We start from the raw sequence: 18876 nt of genomic DNA, 5'->3' as shown, positions 1-18876 counted from the left end.
ATCGCAAGGTCAGGGATTAGTCAAGGAAGACTTCAATGGCAACTTTTTCTCAGAAGCCAGCCGAAGTGGTGAAGAAGTGGATTCTGATCGACGCAGAAGGTCTCGTCGTCGGTCGTCTCGCATCACTCGTCGCCAATCGCCTGCGCGGTAAGCATAAAGCAACCTTCACCCCACACGTTGACGATGGCGACAATGTCATCATCATCAATGCTGACAAGGTTGTTCTTACCGGTAAGAAGTACACCGACAAGGTTTACTACTGGCACACTGGTCACCCAGGTGGCATCAAGGAACGTACTGCTCGCCAGATTCTCGAAGGCCGTTTCCCGGAACGCGTTCTTGAAAAGGCTATCGAGCGCATGATCCCACGCGGTCCTCTTGGCCGTCGCCAGATGAAGAACCTGCGCGTTTACAAAGGTGCAGAACATCAGCACGAAGCTCAGCAGCCAGAAACTCTGGACGTTGGCGCGCTGAACCGCAAGAACAAAGGGAATGCATAATCATGGCTGAGCAGCTCAACTCGCTCGAAGAACTCGGCAGCGTAGCATCGGCTTCAGCTGCAGCTCCAGTTCACGTCCAGAAGATCGACGCTCAGGGCCGCTCATATGCGACCGGCAAGCGTAAAGACGCGATTGCTCGCGTTTGGGTCAAGCCAGGTTCCGGCAAGATCACTGTAAACGGCAAAGAATTTGCTGCGTATTTCGCACGTCCGGTTCTGCAGATGATCCTGCAGCAGCCGATCATTGCGTCAAACCGCGCTGGTCAGTTCGATGTCATCGCTACCGTTGTCGGTGGTGGTCTTTCCGGTCAGGCCGGTGCTGTTCGTCACGGCATTTCGAAGGCTCTCACCTACTACGAACCAGGCCTTCGCACGGTTCTTAAGAAGGGTGGCTTCCTTACCCGTGATAGCCGTGTTGTTGAACGTAAGAAGTACGGTAAGGCTAAGGCTCGCCGTTCGTTCCAGTTCTCGAAGCGTTAATATTTATCGCTTTAGAATTACAGAAAAGCGGGCCTTCGGGTCCGCTTTTTTGTTATTGATCGCCTGAATATGAATTTGGAATGAGTCAATGTCTTCGCAACGCTTCGCCATCACGCCGCAGCCGCCATACTTTGTTGTTTCGTTTTCCTCGCAGCGCTCGGGCGACGATGACAGCTATGGCGACATGACTGACCGCATGGCGGAGCTCGCAGCAAAACAGACCGGCTATATTGGTGTTGAGAGTGCGCGCGATACAGAAGGCTTTGGCATCACCAATTCATTCTGGGCGGATGAAGACAGCATTCGGGGTTGGAAGCGCGATGTCGATCATCTTGTGGCGCAAAAGCTTGGTCGTCAGCAATGGTATGAAACTTATTGCGTTCGCATTGCGCGTGTAGAACGTGCTTACGGTTTTGATGCGAAAACTGTATAAAGCAATCTCCCATTTTGCGTCTTGAAGCGCTATGAGAGTTGTAACGCCATCTGGGAGACGGCAATGCCCTCAAAGACGATTGACCATGCTTTCACTACACGCAGCCTGACAAGTGCTGCCACTGACCCCACACATGCGGGTGTATTGTCATTCATGCGCCGCTTTTACAGTAAGTCGCTAAAAGGTGCTGAAGCCGTTGTCTGGGGTATTCCGTTCGATGCGGCAGTCTCTAATCGTCCCGGCGCACGGTTTGGGCCACAAGCAATCCGTCGGGCATCTGCCATTTTCGACAATGACCCGCAATATCCGTTTGAGCGTGACCTGTTCGAAAATCTCGCTGTTACCGACTATGGTGATTGTCTGCTTGACTATGGCAATCATTATAAGACGCCAGCAACTATCGAGCGGGAAGCCGCGAAAATCCTCAAATCCGATGCATTTCTGTTAACGCTTGGCGGCGATCATTTTGTGACATGGCCCCTGCTCAAAGCTCACGCAGCAAAATATGGATCGCTGGCACTCGTTCAGTTCGATGCACATCAGGATACGTGGTTTGATGATGGCAAGCGCATCGATCATGGCTCATTTGTTGCTCGCGCTGTTCGCGATGGGATTATCGATCCGGATCATTCGATTCAGATTGGCATTCGCACCCACGCACCAGAAGATTGCGGCATCAAGATCATCTATGGTCACGAAGTCGAGGATATGTCGGCGCAAGCAATCGCTGACGAAATTCTCAAGCGCACCGCAGGCAAAAAGACCTATCTGACATTCGATATTGATTGCCTCGACCCAGCCTTCGCACCCGGTACCGGAACACCTGTTGCGGGTGGCCCTTCGTCAGCAAAAATGTTGTCCGTGCTTCGCAAGCTGACGGAACTTAACTTTGTCGGAGCAGATGTTGTCGAGGTTGCACCTGCTTATGATCATGCTGATATAACGGCTATCGCTGGAGCAACTATTGCGATGTATTATCTCGGACTGCTGGCTGAGCAAAAAGCACGACGACGATAGTTCTGCTCAGAAATTGATTCAAGCAGCTGAAAAACTGATTCCGAAAATTGACGTAACTTTCTGAAATTTAAAGGCAAAGCGCATGAAACCGAAAATCTTCATCGACGGCGAACACGGCACAACCGGTCTGCAAATCCGCACCCGCCTTGCCGAACGCGACGATCTTGAAGTGATTTCAATCCCGGAAGCCGAGCGCCGCAACAAGGACCTGCGTGCCGACTACCTGCGTGCCGCCGACATCGCGATCCTCTGCCTGCCAGACGATGCCTCAAAAGAATCTGTCGCGCTGCTAGAAGGTCACAACGCAACGCGGATTATCGATACATCGACAGCACATCGCATTCATTCAGACTGGGCCTATGGTTTTGCAGAGCTTGCTAAAGGCCAGCGTGAGCGAATTGCAGAAGCGCGTCTCGTTGCCAATCCCGGTTGCTATCCGACAGGTGCAATTGCGCTGGTACGTCCATTACGCGACGCGGGCCTGCTGGCTGCGGATTACCCGATCAGCGTGAATGCAGTTTCTGGCTATACCGGCGGCGGTAAGCAGATGATCGCACAGATGGAAGACAAGAACCATCCAGAGCATCTGGCAGCCAATAACTTCCTTTACGGCTTGTCTCTGCATCACAAGCATGTGCCGGAACTTCAGTTGCATGGACGTCTTGATCGTCGCCCGATCTTTGCACCAAGCGTGGGTCGTTTCCCGCAGGGCATGATCGTCCAGGTGCCGCTGTTTGTGACTGAGCTTGAAGGCACGCCGTCTCTCAAAGACGTTCATGCTGCTCTGACCGCCCATTATGCAGGTCAGGATATTGTGGAAGTGGTTTCGCTTGAAGAAAGCAGCAAACTTTCGCGCATCGATGCGGAAGAACTTGCAGGCAAGGACGGCATGAAGCTGTTCGTGTTCGGCACCGAAGGCGACAATCAAGTCAATCTCGTGGCTCTGCTCGACAATCTTGGCAAAGGTGCATCTGGTGCCGCTGTTCAGAACATGAACCTGATGCTAGGCAAATAAGCTCATTTTGAAATGAAAAGCCCGGCTTGAAGCCGGGCTTTTTTTACTGATAAGCGCCCTTGGTTGCGCGCCAATGGGCTACGGCAAAAGCAAGCACCATAAGCGCCACGAACTGATGCGTGAGGCCGAGATCAAGCGGCACACTCATAAGAAGCGTCACGATGCCAATCCCAGCCTGTACCAGTATCAGACCCAGCAGGACGATTGTTCGGCGCGCATGGGTGGTTCCTGCCGCATGTTTCCAGACCTGCACCAAATGCAGGATGGCTAAAACCACGACCGTATAAGCAAACATGCGATGCACGAACTGCACGGTTTTCGGGTTCTCAAACAGATTGATCCACCATGGCGACTGGATAAACAAATCTGATGGTATGATCGCACCATCCATCAAGGGCCATGTGTTGTAGGTCAGACCGGCATGAAGACCTGCGACAAGACCACCAAGATAAATCTGCACAAGCACCGCAAAGACCAGCCATCCTGCGAAACGCTGGATCGTGCGCTCTGCGGGTCGTTCGGTATATTTCACCAAGCCACGGGCGATATAGAACACGGCAGTTATAATTAGGCAGGCAGTCGTCAAATGGATTGCAAGGCGATACTGACTGACGCTTGTGCGTTCGCTCAGGCCCGATGCAACCATCCACCAGCCGATAGCGCCCTGAAACCCGCCCAATGCCAGCAGTCCCAGCATGCGATATTTCAGTGTTGTGTTGAGGCGGCCAGTCAACCAGAAAAAGGCGAGCGGAATAGCAACCAGAAATCCCACGAAGCGGGCCAGCATACGATGCGCCCATTCCCACCAGAAGATCGACTGGAAAGCTTCCAGTGACATGCCTTTGTTGATCTGCTGATATTGTGGAATCTTACGATATTTATCGAACTCTTCCATCCATTCCGCATGACTGAGCGGCGGAATAACACCATGGATTGGCTTCCATTCGGTGATCGACAGACCAGAGCCAGTCATGCGGGTTGCGCCACCGACCATGACAATCGCAATCAACACGACAAAAACCGCATAGAGCCAATAGCGGATCAGCCGACGATTACGGTCTTCTGCCGATCTCCTTGCGCCCTGCCCTTCTTGTCGAATGGAAACTGCCACCATGCCATTTTATCCTTCAGTATCGTATAGAGGGATACATGCCGCATAGGTGGGGCAGTTACAAGACAAGTTCACGCGACTTCACGCGACAAGCCGACGCGTTTTCGCTTCCTTTGCTTGTCCTCACGCGTTAGTGAGAAATGGAAAGAGGGAGAAAACCATGCCCGTTCGGCTGAAGAAACTCATTGGCACATTTCTACTTGTAGCCCTTGTGATCATCTATGCAGTTTTTGCGACGATAATCGCTGTTGCACAGCTGGCAGAGTCACCGGCATGGGTGCATTTGCTCTATTTCTTCCTAACCGGACTTCTCTGGGTTTTGCCTGCAATGGCGATCATCTGGTGGATGGCACAGCCTCCACGTCAGAAACGTCATTGATAAGTGCGCTATCACCGACGCCTTTGTGAATTAGATTCAAATAAACGATGGATCATGCTGATTTTAATATAAAATCAGGCTGCTGTTTGCGGTATTTCGTCATCCAATTCGGATGAGGGTTTCAGATTATCCATCAGGATAATTACATCTTGATAGCCGCTTTGATCCATATCCATTGCAGCTGTAATCACGCGATCATCATTCGGATCGACAATATTCATAATCACAACGGCAGAACTAGCGAAAATGCGCTCTATTTGCTGAGAGTTTGAAGGGCCACATTCGACGACAACAAAATCATAGGCTGTTTCAAGAGCATCCATGATGTGTGGAAGTCGATCAGCAGAACGCATAGCAATTGCCGGAACGACTTTCCCAAGCGGCATAACATGTGCTTGAGAGTAATGATCAGTATGGATGGTATCATTAAAACGGCGTTCTCCAGCAAGCAGATCGGTAATGCCATAGCGGTTACCTCCGTCAAGCATTGCACGCCCTAAAGTGCCTTTAGCGGTCATATCGACGAGGATGACACGACTTCCCCGATCAGCCAGTTCACGCAGCAATTTCACCGTAACGATCGAAGCGTCGTCACCTTCTGGTGAAACCGCAATAATGCGCTTAGATTTTAAAGCAATGAGGCCATCGGCAACCGCTTTTACACTGTTCGGGTTTTCCGACATATCGATTAGGCTTTCTTTCGTAGCAATTGTCTCGTGAACCCTCAGAGGCGATGTCCAGCGCCGGTTCTTAAGCCCGCTAATTGTTACAGCGGAGGCAGAGTCAATGTCGCCAGCTGCGCCTATAGCCGGCATTTTAATCTCTTCTGCAACTACAAAATTCTCATCCACTCCCATTATTCGGGAGCGGCGTTTGAACATTTCACGAAGAAGCACCGAAACCGCTAACAAAAGCAGGCTTAACAAAAATGTTGCGATGACAACTGGCAGTATTTTTGGAAAATATGGCTTAATCGGCACATCCGCACGGGTGGATATTTTTGAAAAAGCGGCGATACCATCGGAATTTGCGAGCGCGCCAGCCTCACTGTAGCGCTTTTGACAGCTGTCTAAAAGCTCGCGCTGCGCAGACGCCTCTTGCTCAAGAGCCTGAGCTTCCAATTGCGGCACGTGAGTATGCGCGAGTTCCGCATTCAGTTGATCCAACTCTCGATTGAGATCATTCTCACGTGTTTGGGCGATCTCGGTCGCACTGTTAAGACTTGTGAGAAGCTTACGCCCCTCAGCGTTGATTTGACTGTTTAAATCAACAAGCTGCGATCTCAGGGACTTAATACGCGGATGCCCATCAAGCAACGTAACAGAAAGGCTGGCAATTTCTGAATTGAGCCCAAGACGCAACTCTATAAGCCGCTGCATAGTGCCTTGTACCATTCCATCAGGCAGGTTTCCCGATATGTTACCGGATGCTAGCGCCTGACTAACTATATCGGCGCTTGCTTCAGATGCAGAACGCTCTGCGCGTAATCGGGATATTTCTGCCAAAACCTCTGAGTGTTTTGTGGCTATGTCGTCAGTGTCGGGCTGGCTACTTCTAAGCCGATTAGCCGCCTGATGATCAGATAATCTTTTCTCAGTAGCCCCTAACTTGTCATGCAAATCATCGATTTCTGACGCAAGCCAAGCGGCCGTACTATCGTTATTTTTATTATTCTGCGCACTTTCCATCGCGATATAGGAATCTGCGACAGCATTAGCCACTTCGGCGGCTGTTTGGGCGTTGGCAGAACTATACTGCACCGCAATGAGGTGCGTCCCGCGAACATTGTAAACGTGCAACCCGTTGCGCAGAGTTTGGAGAACGCGTTCATCGGGTGTTGAGTCAACTAAACTGCTTCGCAAACCCAAATAAGCCAGCGCCCTCGCCCAGATGCTGGTATCGACTGAATTAAATTCAGTATTTTCAGTGAGATTTAGCTTCTCTGAAACATCTGTTAGCAATTCACCAGAGGTCAAAAACTCGACCTGAGCCTTCATTCCGTCTGATGATAATTGCTGATCTTCTGGAGTCTCATAATTTGCAGACACCGAAGAAATTGTTTTTGGCTCAAGTGCAATACGGGACTCGGCCCGAAAGTCCGGCGTAATAAACTGGCAGATTGTCCATACACACAAAGACAAGACAGCTGCGCAGCCGATGATCCCAAGACAATTCTGACGCAATGCTGCGAGAAAAGTTCCGACACTTATATCTTGCAACGACTTATCGGCCTGCGACATTCCCATATTCCGCTAATCTGACCCTCAGACAACCATTTTATCCACTTTTGGGAGCGGGCCAGATGGTTAGCAAAAGGTAAATCAACAAGGTAACCAGACCGTTAATTTTCATAAGCGGAAGCATGAAAGATCTTTGCGCAAAGTTTTTTCATCAAAGATTACATTCTTTACCAGCCATTAACCTTAATCAATCGATAACATCACTTAACAGTATCCCGATATTTGAATCTGGATACTCAAACATGGCAAGGCTTTTCGGAAGAGACCGACGCGAAAATGACAATGCGGGAAAATCATAGCAAGCACACAGGCCATTTGGCTCTTGTAGTGCTTGGCCTAGCGGCGATGATGCTTTCAGCATGCTCAAGCTATCGCCCTGCCCCACCAGCATTTCATGCCGGTCTGAATGAACCCTATTTGCTAAGCGCTGGCGACCGTGTGCGCATAACAGTGTTCGAACAGGCAAATCTTACAAACAATTACAACATTGACCAGTCTGGCTACATTGCGTTTCCGTTGATAGGCAGTATTCCAGCAAATGGGAAAACCGTGAAGCAACTTGAGGGCATAATTGCCTCTAAGCTGCGTGGCGGATATCTGCGCGAGCCTGACGTTAGTGTCGAGGTTGACCGCTATCGCCCTATTTTCATTATGGGTGAAGTAGGTGGAGCAGGACAATACTCGTATGTGCCCGGCATGACCGTGCAAAAGGCAATCGCTGCTGCTGGAGGCTTCTCACCACGTGCCAACCAGGAAAATGTCGATATAACACGAACAATCAACGACGAGGTTTCAACTGGTCGCGTATTAATATCTGACCCCATTTTGCCAGGGGATACGGTTTATGTGCGCGAGCGTCTTTTCTGATGGATTTTTCATCGTGTAGTTATTTTCGCGCTACGCTTCTTACGAATTTGGCGATGCGAAAAGAACATATTACAGGGCGTCAAATCAAATCTACCTTCTTGAAATTATAGCTAATCATTACGAATGCGAAAGCTGCTGAAAACGTGCTGACGCTCTATTGTTTGGCTCACTCATACGGGTTTTTAAAGTCTCGCGTAGCCCGTACCCTATACTGGCTGGCAACATGTAAAGTTGCCAGCGATGTGAAAATGGTTTTAATCCAAAGCTGGTTCAGCGCATTGGATGCAAAATTTTATAGAATAAGTTTACTGTGGAACGCATTCACGACAATCAAACACACGCGATAGATTTTTAATCAGCCTTTCCTAAGGATTTGCGTTTAAAGATAACTCAGCGTTTAAGGTTGTTAGGAGCTGAACCGTGCGGCAAAATAATACGCCACCTCCGGTTAATCCCGAGGAAAATAATGCCAGTGGTCCGCATCGTTCACAGATGAAAGAGCAAATAGAGTTAAATCCGATGGCGCGCCAGATGGCTGCGCAGTATGCACGCGATACACTATCGCCGAGTATGTTTAGCGGAGTGATACGGCTTGTTGAGCTCGGAATTGTTCTGATAACGGGACTATTAAGTTTTTCTTACTATGTGAGTTTCAACACTCCGCATATTTTCTATTATTTCCTCATAATATTCCTGAGCGGCGCGCTTTTCGTGCTGATCATGGAAATGAACAATGGCTACCAGATCAACATTCTGCGTCGCCCAAGTCGGTACCTGAAGCGAGTTTTCATGGCTTGGGCCACCGTGCTCGGACTGATCGCGGTTACTGGCTTCTTACTCAAAGTATCCTCTGACTTTTCTCGTGCATGGTTTCTTATTTGGGCAATCAGCGGCCTTGTAACCCTCATCGCATCCCGTCTCTTCGTTTCATGGCGGCTCCAACGCTGGGCACGAAATGGCATTATGGAGCGGCGGGCAGTCATCGTCGGCGGGGGCCCAAGCGCTGAAGCATTAATTCGTTCTTTGGAGCAACAATCGGAGAACGATATTCGAATTTGCGGAATATTCGACGACCGCGATGACAAACGCTCCCCTCCGGTTGTTGCTGGCTATCCAAAGCTTGGCAACATCAAGGAATTGATCGAATTTGCACGCATTGCGCATATCGATATGCTGATCGTATCGCTGCCAATAAGTGCCGAAGAACGCATCTTAAAAATTCTGAATAAACTCTGGGTTTTACCTGTCGACATACGACTATCCGCCGTCAACAGTCATTTGCGGTTTCGTCCACGTGCCTACTCCTATATCGGCACCGTCCCCATGCTTGATATTTTTGACAAGCCAATCAATGACTGGGATTCGGTTGCAAAGCGAATCTTCGATATTGTTTTCAGCTTGCTGGGTATTATCTTTCTTTCCCCCATCATGCTGGCAACGGCAATCGCCATTAAGCTCGATAGCAAAGGCCCGATTCTGTTCAAACAGAAGCGCCATGGGTTTAACAACGAGGTCATAAATGTTTGGAAATTTCGCTCCATGTATACCGAGCAAAATGATCCAGCAGCACGCAATGTTGTAACGAAAAATGATCCTCGTGTGACCCGCGTTGGACGTTTCATCCGCAAGGCGTCAATCGATGAGTTACCACAATTCTTTAATTCACTGACCGGATCGCTTTCTCTCGTTGGGCCTCGACCTCACGCAATCGCCGCACACTCGCACAATGTCCTTTTTAATGAAGTCGTAGAGGGTTACTTCGCGCGTCATCGCGTCAAACCCGGTGTAACCGGATGGGCGCAGATAAATGGCTGGCGTGGCGAAATCGATAACGAAGATAAAATAATGATGCGAACGGAATACGACCTTTACTACATTGAAAATTGGTCACTTTGGTTTGATCTGAAAATCCTTTTCCTCACCCCTATCAAACTTCTTAACACCGAAAACGCGTATTAGACGCATATCGAAAACTATGAACCCCGCGAGCGGAATTCATTGACAGTTTTTCAAACGCAAATTGATGACGATTAGGACAAAGCTTGCAACTCTTAATTTATACAGCCGCGGCACTGTTTGAGATTGCAGGTTGTTTTGCATTTTGGGCATGGCTCAAACTCGACAAGTCGCCATTGTGGCTTGTTCCGGGCTTGATATGCCTTGCCGCTTTTGCATATCTGCTTACGCTTATTGAAAGCGAGGCCGCCGGGCGCGCTTATGCAGCTTATGGCGGCATCTACATTATTGCTTCGATTATATGGATATGGCTCGTTGAAGGCATGCGTCCCGACCGCTGGGACATTACAGGCGCCGCAATCGCATTTTGCGGCGCTTGCATTATCCTTTTCATGCCTCGCTCATAAATTATGAAAGCTTGCTGAATTCGACAACGAATTCCCGAATACCAGAGGCCAAAAACTGCACCGCAACGCACGTTAACAGAAAACCCATAATTTTCGTCACGGCTTGCATGCCATGGTCGCCGAGCACTTTCTCGATCCAGTTCGCAGAAGACAGGCCGATATAGGCAATTACAACCATAATGGCGATGCCAATTGCGATGACGCCATGTCCAAGAATGGTGTGGTCGGCAGGTATTTGGGACGTAAAACCCATCACAACAGCGATTGACCCCGGGCCTGCCAAGCTCGGCATCGCCAAGGGTGAGAACGAATAATCAAGCTGAGCTTTTTTAATATCTGCTGGCTCTGCGTCTACTTGCGATGAAGTGTCCTCACCCGAAAAAATCATGCGAAGTGCCAAGATCATAATGATGATGCCGCCCGCAACACGAATACCAGGCATTGAGATACTAAATAGCGAAATTATACCGTTCCCTAGCAGCATAAAAACAATCAGAATCGCAAATGCATAAATGCAGGTCTTGCGCGCTTGAGAGCGTTTGTCCTCTGCACTCATTCGCTTCGTCAATGCCATATAGAGGGGAATGGTCGTAAGAGGATTCATGATTGGCAAAAGACCAATCACCACGATCGATACATATTTCACAACCTCAGCGAACAGTCCCATCCACGCCCCCAAAAGCAAAACTAAAAGCTCGCCAAACTTACACTGAATTAGAAATAATTCTCTATCTGTTTATTATGCTCCGCACTGCTTCTCTAAAGCCATAAAGATGGGACGACTCCAGAAACTCTAAGAGATTAACACACAGTGAAATACTGGCGCTTATGTATTTTCATAACTCATCCGCATCATTCTTTAGAATTAATTGCGATCAAAAAATTGCGCTTGATGATATTTATAGAAAGAGTTCTACTGTCTTTGTTTCGATACGTGATTATTTCATTCGAAAAATTTTAATATATTTATTTAGATTAAGGTCGTACCCCCCAAGTTTTACAAGGCCCTCATCGATGTTCAATAAATTCTAGTACCCCTGTTACGACAGGGGTATTTTTTATAGAAAAAACGAAACAGCATACCAGAATAAATGTCTTAAAGTTTTTTGAAAAATGGTCGGAGCGGCGGGATTCGAACCCACGACCCCTTGACCCCCAGTCAAGTGCGCTACCGGGCTGCGCTACGCTCCGGACCATGAAAAAGCCCTATGATATAAAGGCTTGTGGTGCAAGGTCTATTTTGATGATTATCCAAAACGAATACGCTCGCACCACTCGCCGTTACGACTATGTGGTTCGAATCTGATAGGTTTCAGGCACATATCGATACCCCTCACCGTCACGTTGCAAATATGCAAGCGACGGAAACGGCATGTGATAGCCAATAAACGGAAGCTTATCCGTAGCGATCATATCGAACATACGCTTACGGGTTTCAGCCGCCATTTCCTTATCTATATCAAAAGAAACATGCCAATCTGGTCGCTGTAAGGTAATGACCGAGTGATTGGCAGTATCGGAAATGAGCATCAATGACTTTCCGCCTGATTCAACGCGGAAAGCCAGATGCCCCGGCGTGTGCCCATAGGCTCCGACAGCCTGGATACCCGACAAAACATCCTTGCCATCATCGATAAAGGTTATCTTATCAACCAAAGGCTTCACGTTCTTATCGACAAGTTGAGCGACACCTTTTGCTGGAGTTTCAAGCCGTGCTGGATCTGTCCAGAAGTCATATTCTTTCTGCCCAGCAGCATAACGCGCATTGGCAAAAGCCGGTTTACCGTCTTCAATCAGCCCGCCAATATGATCAGGATGGAAATGGCTCAGCACGACAAGCGATACATCATCCGCCTTATAGCCCGAAGCCTCAAGCGCACTGATAAGCTTGCCCTGCCCCGCTTCGCGCGCGCCTGCACCCATCCCGGTATCAAATAGAACAAGTTCTTTGCCTGTATTGATCAAAACCGGAGTGAAGCTGTTTACAAAGCGATCTGTCGGCAGAAGATTTTCTTCGAGCAGCGCTGCAACGTCCTCTGGGTCCTGATTTACAGCATAAGTCTTCTCAGGTGCCTCGCCTGCCCGTCGGCCATCCGACAGTGTGGTTATTTCAAAATCGCCAAACTGGAAGCGATGAAAACCTGGGTTCTCAATTTTGGACAACGCAGTTTCTGCTTTCGCTTCATCACTTTTGAAGGGCGCCAAAGCCATTCCACCGCTTGCGGCAGACGCTGCAACAATAAAATTTCGTCGTGAGAGTGCCATTGGTCAGTCTCCAAATTATTAGGTGCTTGTTAGGATAGCGCAAACGGCATGTCGATCCAGTGTAGCTTAATCAAGTTTTCGTAGATCGCTGATGACACCACACTTGTCAGCCGCAAAAAACATGGCTATCTGAAACATGCGCGGGACGACCCGCGTCTGTGTTCGCATAGGGGACGGCCCCATTTAAGGGGTGTTCCGTGGCTGGACCTATAGAACAATTCGCGATCAGACCTATTGTCGAGCTTGGCACACTCGGCGACCAGCAGATCGTTTTCACAAATTCTGCACTCTATATGCTGCTAACTGTCACGGTTGCCGCAGGTTTTTTGTTTATTGCTTCACACCGCAGTAAAGTTGTGCCGGGACGTCTGCAATCTTCAGCCGAAATGCTTTACGAATTTGTTTCGCAGACAATTCGCGAGAATGCCGGACAGCATGGAATGAAGTTTTTCCCACTGGTATTCTCGCTTTTCATATTCATTCTGGTGGCAAACCTGATCGGCATGTTTCCCTATGCATTTACAGTCACAAGTCAGCTCATAGTGACTTTTGCACTGGCAATGCTGGTTTTTCTTACGGTGACGATTTACGGCCTATTTAAGCACGGCTTCAAGTTCTTCAGACTGTTTATGCCAGCTGGCGTCCCGGCAATTCTCGCGCCGATCATCGTGCCAATCGAACTGATGTCCTATATCTCACGACCGATCAGTCACTCCGTTCGTTTGTTTGCTGTCATGCTGGCGGGGCATATCACGCTGAAAGTATTTGCTGGCTTCGTCGTTGGCTTAGGTAGCCTGGGAACAATGGGCTTACTGTCCGCAATTCTGCCTCTAGCGATGACTGTCGCGCTCACAGCACTTGAACTGTTGATGGCCGTGATCCAAGCTTATGTCTTCACAATGCTGAGCTGCATGTATCTCAATGATGCTCTGCATCCTTCACATTAATTCTATGTTTTAACGCGCATCTTATCCGAAAACCGCTTCACACTTTTCTGGATGCGCCTTATCCATCACGAAAGGACGACCTTTCGTTATTTCAATCATGGGACGGCCCATATCAACGGAGCAAAATAAAATGGCATGGATTTATCTGGCAATAGCTGGAGGCCTTGAAGTCATATGGGCCTATTTCATGAAAAAGTCTGAGGGATTTTCGGTCCTCACACCCAGCGTAATTACCATTGTAACCATGATTGGAAGCTTCGCACTGCTTTCTATTGCAATGCGAACCCTTCCGCTGGGCACTGCTTATGCCATCTGGACGGGCATTGGCGCTGTTGGCGCGTTTCTGGTGGGAATTTTCATTCTCGGTGAAGCGGCGAGCTTTTTCCGCGTTGCCAGTGTGATGCTTATTCTCGCCGGCATAATCGGACTGAAACTGTCGTCGACATAAAACATAAAAAAGGGAGGCAAATGCCTCCCTTTTTTATTCGATATCAGCGAACCTGATCCAGAAGTCGCTTGCATTCAAGAAGGTCAAATAACGCTTCCTGCAAAAGACTTCTATTGTCTTTGGATGCTCGTTTGCCATCAGCACCAATCGGGCCGTCTTCTTCGCCTTTTAACAGGCCAAACAGCTTGCGTGCTGGTTGCGGTGCCTTAATGCCATTCGGCAAGGCCATTTCGTTGTCAGCGGCGTTTTCCATCGCCTGCTTTTCAGCGGCTGCCTGCTTCTGGCGCGTAATCGCATCGATTGCCTGCACATCGCCATTACCGAGAGCAATGATGAATTGTGCATTATTCTCGCGAAGAAGGCGCTGCACGCCTTTGATCGTATAACCCTGATCATAAAGCAGATGCCGAATACCCTTAAGCAGCTCAACATCCAGCGGACGATAATAACGACGTCCGCCGCCACGCTTCATAGGCTTAATCTGGGTAAAACGCGTTTCCCAAAAACGCAGAACATGCTGCGGAAGATCAAGATCCTCTGCAACTTCGCTAATCGTCCTGAATGCATCAGGGCTTTTATCCATCTGCTTGCCTTTCCAGTGGTTTGGTTAGCCTCAAGGCCTCCCCTGCCAGTCCAGATAGTTCAAATGGCAATCAGTACTTCGATCAGTACGTGCCATAATATCACAATAATCCAACGGCGTTTATCATAAAAAAAACCGACGAAAAGCCCCAATTTCTCGGCGTCTCATATTAGCGGCCCGACTCAGCCTTAATAAGGAATATATAATATCAGGAACTGATAAGCACCTCTTCAGAATAACAGGAAATACGCAATTAGATTGTTGATAGTAGAAAGTCTCACCTCGCTTCAATGGTGAAACAAAAAAGCCGCCCATCGAAACGGGCGGCTGAACTCATGAAACTGCTCTAGTGCAAACTGATCTGAATTTTTACTTAGCGCTTTTTGCGCTGCGCTTCTGATGTTCTTGCAAAATGCGCTGCTTCAGAACGTTGGAAGCCTTGAATGTCATCACACGGCGCGGAAGAATTGGAACTTCTTCACCCGTCTTCGGATTACGGCCGATACGTTCATTCTTGTCACGGACCTGAAATGTCGCAAAGGACGACAGTTTCACGGTTTCCCCGTTTACGATAGCGTCACAGACCTCATCGAGGATCATCTCGACCAGAGCCGCCGATTCTGTTCTGGACAGGCCTACCTTACGATAAACAGCCTCTGCCAAATCAGCACGTGTGACCGTCTTACCTCCCATAACAGAACCTACCTGGTTAGCGTGTGAACAGATAATATCCTTAAGTGACAGGAGGTTACACAAATAAAAGTGGTTCGGTCAAGCCGCGAGTTTCCTCGCGGCCTATCAATTTTCTAATTACCAGCGCAATAGAACTGCGCCCCATGTAAATCCACCGCCCATAGCTTCCAAAAGAACGAGGTCGCCCTTCTTAATGCGCCCGTCTGCAACTGCTGTTGCGAGTGCCAGCGGAACAGAGGCTGCGGAGGTATTTCCGTGGCGATCCACGGTGATAACCACCTTTTCCTCGGCGATATTCAGTTTTTTAGCGGAAGCGTCGATGATGCGCTTGTTGGCCTGATGCGGCACAAACCAATCAATATCCTCAGCAGTCAGTCCGGTTTCTTCGAAAGAAGCCTCAATAACGTCGGTAATCATGCCCACGGCATGTTTGAAAACTTCACGGCCTTCCATACGAAGATGGCCAACTGTTTGCGTGGTGGATGGTCCACCATCAACAAAAAGCTTTTCTTTGTGGTTGCCATCAGAGCGAAGATTCGCTGTCAGAATGCCGCGATCAGAAGTCAGGCCTTTGCCTTCTGCCGACTCAAGCACGATTGCACCCGCACCATCGCCGAACAGCACGCAAGTTGTGCGATCATTCCAATCGAGAATACGCGAGAATGTTTCGGCACCAATCACAAGGACTCGCTTGGCCAAACCACCACGAATATAAAGATCAGCCGTGGTTATGGCATAGATGAAGCCACTGCAAACTGCCTGCAAATCAAAAGCGAAGCCTGTCGTAATGCCAAGCTCACGCTGAATTTCGACTGCACTCGCAGGAAATGTATGATTCGGCGTCGATGTTGCAACCAGAACAAGATCGATATCCGACGCATCGATACCTGCATTTTCAAGCGCCGCGCGCGCTGCAGCCGCACCGAGCGACACGGTTGTTTCGCCCTCGCCTGCAATGTGACGCTGACGGATACCCGTGCGCTGAACAATCCATTCGTCGGAGGTTTCAATCACGCCCGCGAAGTCGGAGTTCTTCATGATCCGCTCAGGCAATGCCGAACCAATACCTCGTACGACAGATCTTATCATCGTTATTTTTCCTGTCCTGCGTGACCGTAGCAGGCTTTTCTGCCGGTCAGAATTCGTGCCCCTTAGCGAGACAATTATTATTTTGTGCTTTCGCTACCATCATTCGACGCAGTTTGCGGATGACTGTGGTGGAAATGCGCCAGATCAACTTCGATTTTTTCGAGCAGCTTATTACGGACCATGTCATAGCCAACTTCAATCGCTGAACAGAAACCCTCAGCGGTCGCGCTCCCATGGCTTTTGATAACAACGCCGCTCATGCCAAGCAATACACCGCCATTGACCTTGTTCGGGTCCATTTTTTCGCGAATACGATCAAACGCGCCCTTAGCAAATATGTAGCCAATTTTTGCGAGCCAAGTACGGCTCATGGCCTGACGCAAGAGTGTGGCCATCTGACGTGACGTGCCTTCAGCGGTTTTGAGCGCGATATTGCCCGTAAAACCTTCCGTAACCACCACATCAACGGCACCATTGCCGATGTCGTTTCCTTCGACGAAACCCTTATATTGAAGGCCTTCGAGCGGCATATCGCGCAAGATCTGCGCCGCTTGCTTGACTTCGTCGAGACCTTTGACTTCTTCAGTGCCGACATTGAGAAGGCCAACTGTCGGCTTGCGAATTTCAAAAAGAGCCCGCGCCATGCCAGCGCCCATCACTGCATAATCGACAAGCTGGCGTGCATCCGCACCAATGGTTGCGCCGACGTCCAGCACGATGCATTCACCCTTCAAGGTCGGCCAAATCGCAGCGATTGCCGGACGCTCAACATCGGACAGCATACGCAAGCAGAATTTTGACATAGCCATCAGCGCGCCGGTGTTGCCCGCAGACACACAAACATCTGCATCGCCGGTTTTTACGGCTTCAATTGCCTGCCACATAGAAGACTTGCCGCGACCAGAGCGAAGCGCCTGGCTCGGTTTATCATCCATTTTAATTGCTACTTCACTGGCGCGAAACTCGGATGCAGCCTGTAGCTTTGGGTAACGTGCCAATACAGGCTCGACCTGTCCGGCCAAACCAAAGAATATAAACCGGATATCAGGATGACGCTCAAGCGCCTTCGCCGCACCTGGGATGACCACTTCAGGGCCAAAATCACCGCCCATGGCGTCAATCGAAACTTTTATCACTCTTGATTAATCCTGTGCGATCCCTTGCCCCAAATCTGCATTTTTAAAAACAGAGAGCTTTTCCGCGAAAATAGTGTTTTTCCGGTCATGCACAACCAGATTCTATCAAGCATCCGTTAAATCACGGCTTCTTAGACCAGTCTGATAGCTTTGCGAAAGGCGAATCAGGCTTATCCTCCTCATCCACATCGCCAAAAATCACTGGTTCCGCCTCGTCGGGCAGACCCGGCTTGCGTGGATAAGGATCAAGTGCCAGCTCAAAAAACTCTTCCGCGACAGCGCCCAAATCAATTTTATCGCCAACAAATGTCTCTGGTATGTCTGCGCCTTCCGCATCAAGCAGCAATTCACCGCTCTCATCCAGCTGAATTTTAGCGAGGCGAGAATCCTCGGGCACAAAAATCGTATCGACCTGCTCGTCAATCGTTGCATCCAGCGGCTCAAGCGTGGCTACGCATGACTGCACAACGTCTGCCTTGATCGTTCCGCGAATGCGAATGCCGCGCTTTTTCCAAGGTGTGAGCAAAAATTCGGCATCAAAGGATTTCACCGACCGAAGGCCGTGCTCATCAGCCAACGCCGCTCTTTCCTTTTCATTCGTCCCAATCTTCACCGTCAGACCCTTGTGGGGGAGATGCAGAACCGGAACGGGATAAGTCAGTGCCGGTTTATCAGTCATTATTCTCAGCCTTTTTCTTCGTATCAGTTGGCGATAGCGCCATGTCTTCGACATTTATAAAGGAAATATCGCCTGCCGCCAAAACGCCGTCATCGGTTTTTGCAAGCAAATCCCGACACGCGAACACATACGCACTCAAATGGTGAGAATGCGGCCATAATTCGAGATCAGGCTGAATATTTCTTGTTAGAGCTGCTGCCAATGCCTCTTGGTCATTATTATCCAGTGCCGAGCCATAAGAACTGACACGACCGTAGAACATCCGTGCGAGCTTCTTCATCCGCTTCGGAACGCCCTGATCACCGATTCCCAATTCTCGCAAGGAATGGTCAACATCCTTGAAAAATTCATCTGCAATGTCCTGTGCAAGGGGCATCAGCGCCGAATTTTCGCCCTTCATACGATGAAGAGTGAGGAAAATATGAACCGAAAGCATTTCATAGCGCCCCAATGGTGTATCAGGCACCTGAAATTGCGAATAAAATCGCTTTTGCCGCGCCGCCGCCACGATCGTCTCGTAAACGCGAAGCACAACTGTCTCATTTGCTTTGTTTTTGCGGCGAAAAAGTCGAAGAATCATTCGTATACGACCGTACTTGTTGCATCCAGTTGCAAGGTGGTTTACCGAAGTT

General features: G+C 49.2%; 21 protein-coding genes and 1 tRNA gene. 11 read left to right on the top strand and 11 right to left on the bottom strand.

Annotation, left to right across the window (positions count from 1 at the left end; all coding sequences use genetic code 11):
• Window positions 1-35: 35 nt before the first annotated feature.
• The 5 genes from rplM (at window position 36) to argC (ending at window position 3444) form a co-directional block, all read left to right on the top strand.
• Window positions 36-500 (top strand): 50S ribosomal protein L13, encoded by a 465-nt coding sequence (rplM, locus tag WH356_RS01710; protein WP_339508375.1) that lies wholly within the window; start codon window positions 36-38, stop codon window positions 498-500.
• A gap of 2 nt (window positions 501-502) precedes the next feature.
• Complete coding sequence (rpsI, locus tag WH356_RS01705; RefSeq protein WP_339508374.1) at window positions 503-979, top strand: 30S ribosomal protein S9; 477 nt, start codon at window positions 503-505, stop codon at window positions 977-979.
• A gap of 88 nt (window positions 980-1067) precedes the next feature.
• Window positions 1068-1412 carry an antibiotic biosynthesis monooxygenase family protein gene (locus WH356_RS01700; protein ID WP_339508373.1) on the top strand — a complete coding sequence of 115 codons (345 nt, stop codon included), beginning with the start codon at window positions 1068-1070 and terminating at the stop codon, window positions 1410-1412.
• A gap of 63 nt (window positions 1413-1475) precedes the next feature.
• Window positions 1476-2429, top strand: coding sequence for an agmatinase (speB, locus tag WH356_RS01695; protein WP_339508372.1), 954 nt, complete (start codon window positions 1476-1478; stop codon window positions 2427-2429).
• An 82-nt stretch (window positions 2430-2511) separates the two neighbouring features.
• The gene (gene argC / locus WH356_RS01690; protein WP_339508371.1) at window positions 2512-3444 is read left to right on the top strand and encodes an N-acetyl-gamma-glutamyl-phosphate reductase; all 933 of its coding nucleotides are present in this window, start codon (window positions 2512-2514) and stop codon (window positions 3442-3444) included.
• Between the two features lie 43 nt (window positions 3445-3487).
• Here the strand turns inward: argC and WH356_RS01685 are convergent, their stop codons facing one another.
• The gene (locus tag WH356_RS01685) at window positions 3488-4558 is read right to left on the bottom strand and encodes a COX15/CtaA family protein (protein ID WP_339508370.1); all 1071 of its coding nucleotides are present in this window, start codon (window positions 4556-4558) and stop codon (window positions 3488-3490) included.
• A 157-nt stretch (window positions 4559-4715) separates the two neighbouring features.
• Here WH356_RS01685 and WH356_RS01680 point away from each other — a divergent pair, with 157 nt between their 5' ends.
• Window positions 4716-4934, top strand: coding sequence for a DUF2842 domain-containing protein (locus tag WH356_RS01680; protein WP_339508369.1), 219 nt, complete (start codon window positions 4716-4718; stop codon window positions 4932-4934).
• 74 nt (window positions 4935-5008) lie between these two features.
• Here WH356_RS01680 and WH356_RS01675 read toward each other — a convergent pair whose 3' ends face one another.
• Window positions 5009-7174 carry a GumC family protein gene (locus WH356_RS01675; protein WP_339508367.1) on the bottom strand — a complete coding sequence of 722 codons (2166 nt, stop codon included), beginning with the start codon at window positions 7172-7174 and terminating at the stop codon, window positions 5009-5011.
• 282 nt (window positions 7175-7456) lie between these two features.
• On the opposite strand from WH356_RS01675, the gene WH356_RS01670 reads away from it, so the two are divergent.
• The 3 genes from WH356_RS01670 to WH356_RS01660 all read left to right on the top strand — a co-directional run bounded on the left by WH356_RS01670 (window position 7457) and on the right by WH356_RS01660 (window position 10404).
• Complete coding sequence (locus WH356_RS01670) at window positions 7457-8041, top strand: polysaccharide biosynthesis/export family protein (RefSeq protein ID WP_339508913.1); 585 nt, start codon at window positions 7457-7459, stop codon at window positions 8039-8041.
• A gap of 420 nt (window positions 8042-8461) precedes the next feature.
• Complete coding sequence (locus WH356_RS01665) at window positions 8462-10000, top strand: undecaprenyl-phosphate glucose phosphotransferase (protein ID WP_339508365.1); 1539 nt, start codon at window positions 8462-8464, stop codon at window positions 9998-10000.
• 83 nt (window positions 10001-10083) lie between these two features.
• On the top strand, window positions 10084-10404 hold the full coding sequence (locus WH356_RS01660; RefSeq protein WP_310010438.1) for a YnfA family protein: 321 nt from the start codon (window positions 10084-10086) through the stop codon (window positions 10402-10404).
• 1 nt (window position 10405) lies between these two features.
• On the opposite strand, the gene WH356_RS01655 is transcribed toward WH356_RS01660, so the two are convergent.
• The 3 genes from WH356_RS01655 to WH356_RS01645 form a co-directional block, all read right to left on the bottom strand.
• Window positions 10406-11071 carry a MarC family NAAT transporter gene (locus WH356_RS01655; protein WP_310010439.1) on the bottom strand — a complete coding sequence of 222 codons (666 nt, stop codon included), beginning with the start codon at window positions 11069-11071 and terminating at the stop codon, window positions 10406-10408.
• Between the two features lie 447 nt (window positions 11072-11518).
• Window positions 11519-11595, bottom strand: a tRNA-Pro gene (locus WH356_RS01650).
• Window positions 11596-11691: 96 nt separating this feature from the next.
• The gene (locus WH356_RS01645; protein ID WP_339508363.1) at window positions 11692-12669 is read right to left on the bottom strand and encodes an MBL fold metallo-hydrolase; all 978 of its coding nucleotides are present in this window, start codon (window positions 12667-12669) and stop codon (window positions 11692-11694) included.
• 197 nt (window positions 12670-12866) lie between these two features.
• Here WH356_RS01645 and WH356_RS01640 point away from each other — a divergent pair, with 197 nt between their 5' ends.
• Both WH356_RS01640 and sugE read left to right on the top strand, forming a co-directional pair.
• On the top strand, window positions 12867-13616 hold the full coding sequence (locus WH356_RS01640; protein ID WP_339508362.1) for a F0F1 ATP synthase subunit A: 750 nt from the start codon (window positions 12867-12869) through the stop codon (window positions 13614-13616).
• A 130-nt stretch (window positions 13617-13746) separates the two neighbouring features.
• Window positions 13747-14064, top strand: coding sequence for a quaternary ammonium compound efflux SMR transporter SugE (sugE, locus tag WH356_RS01635; protein WP_339508361.1), 318 nt, complete (start codon window positions 13747-13749; stop codon window positions 14062-14064).
• Between the two features lie 43 nt (window positions 14065-14107).
• On the opposite strand, the gene WH356_RS01630 is transcribed toward sugE, so the two are convergent.
• From WH356_RS01630 to WH356_RS01605, 6 genes are all read right to left on the bottom strand, one after another.
• Entirely contained in the window at window positions 14108-14647 is a 540-nt protein-coding gene (locus tag WH356_RS01630; protein ID WP_250039617.1) for a MerR family transcriptional regulator, read from the bottom strand.
• Window positions 14648-15016: 369 nt separating this feature from the next.
• Window positions 15017-15340 (bottom strand): integration host factor subunit alpha, encoded by a 324-nt coding sequence (locus WH356_RS01625; protein WP_187545449.1) that lies wholly within the window; start codon window positions 15338-15340, stop codon window positions 15017-15019.
• Between the two features lie 117 nt (window positions 15341-15457).
• On the bottom strand, window positions 15458-16429 hold the full coding sequence (locus tag WH356_RS01620) for a beta-ketoacyl-ACP synthase III (RefSeq protein ID WP_339508360.1): 972 nt from the start codon (window positions 16427-16429) through the stop codon (window positions 15458-15460).
• Window positions 16430-16506: 77 nt separating this feature from the next.
• Complete coding sequence (plsX, locus tag WH356_RS01615) at window positions 16507-17565, bottom strand: phosphate acyltransferase PlsX (RefSeq protein WP_339508358.1); 1059 nt, start codon at window positions 17563-17565, stop codon at window positions 16507-16509.
• A 121-nt stretch (window positions 17566-17686) separates the two neighbouring features.
• Window positions 17687-18244 carry a YceD family protein gene (locus WH356_RS01610; protein ID WP_339508356.1) on the bottom strand — a complete coding sequence of 186 codons (558 nt, stop codon included), beginning with the start codon at window positions 18242-18244 and terminating at the stop codon, window positions 17687-17689.
• Window positions 18237-18824, bottom strand: a complete 588-nt coding sequence (locus WH356_RS01605; RefSeq protein ID WP_339508354.1) for a ubiquinol-cytochrome C chaperone family protein — start codon at window positions 18822-18824, stop codon at window positions 18237-18239. Before WH356_RS01605 ends, WH356_RS01610 begins: the two co-directional genes overlap by 8 nt.
• Window positions 18825-18876: the final 52 nt, after the last annotated feature.

Source organism: Ochrobactrum sp. MYb379 (assembly GCF_037479515.1).
Classification (GTDB): Bacteria; Pseudomonadota; Alphaproteobacteria; order Rhizobiales; family Rhizobiaceae; genus Brucella.
Note: the sequence above shows the minus strand (reverse complement) of the source record. Positions and strands in the feature narration are given on the sequence as shown.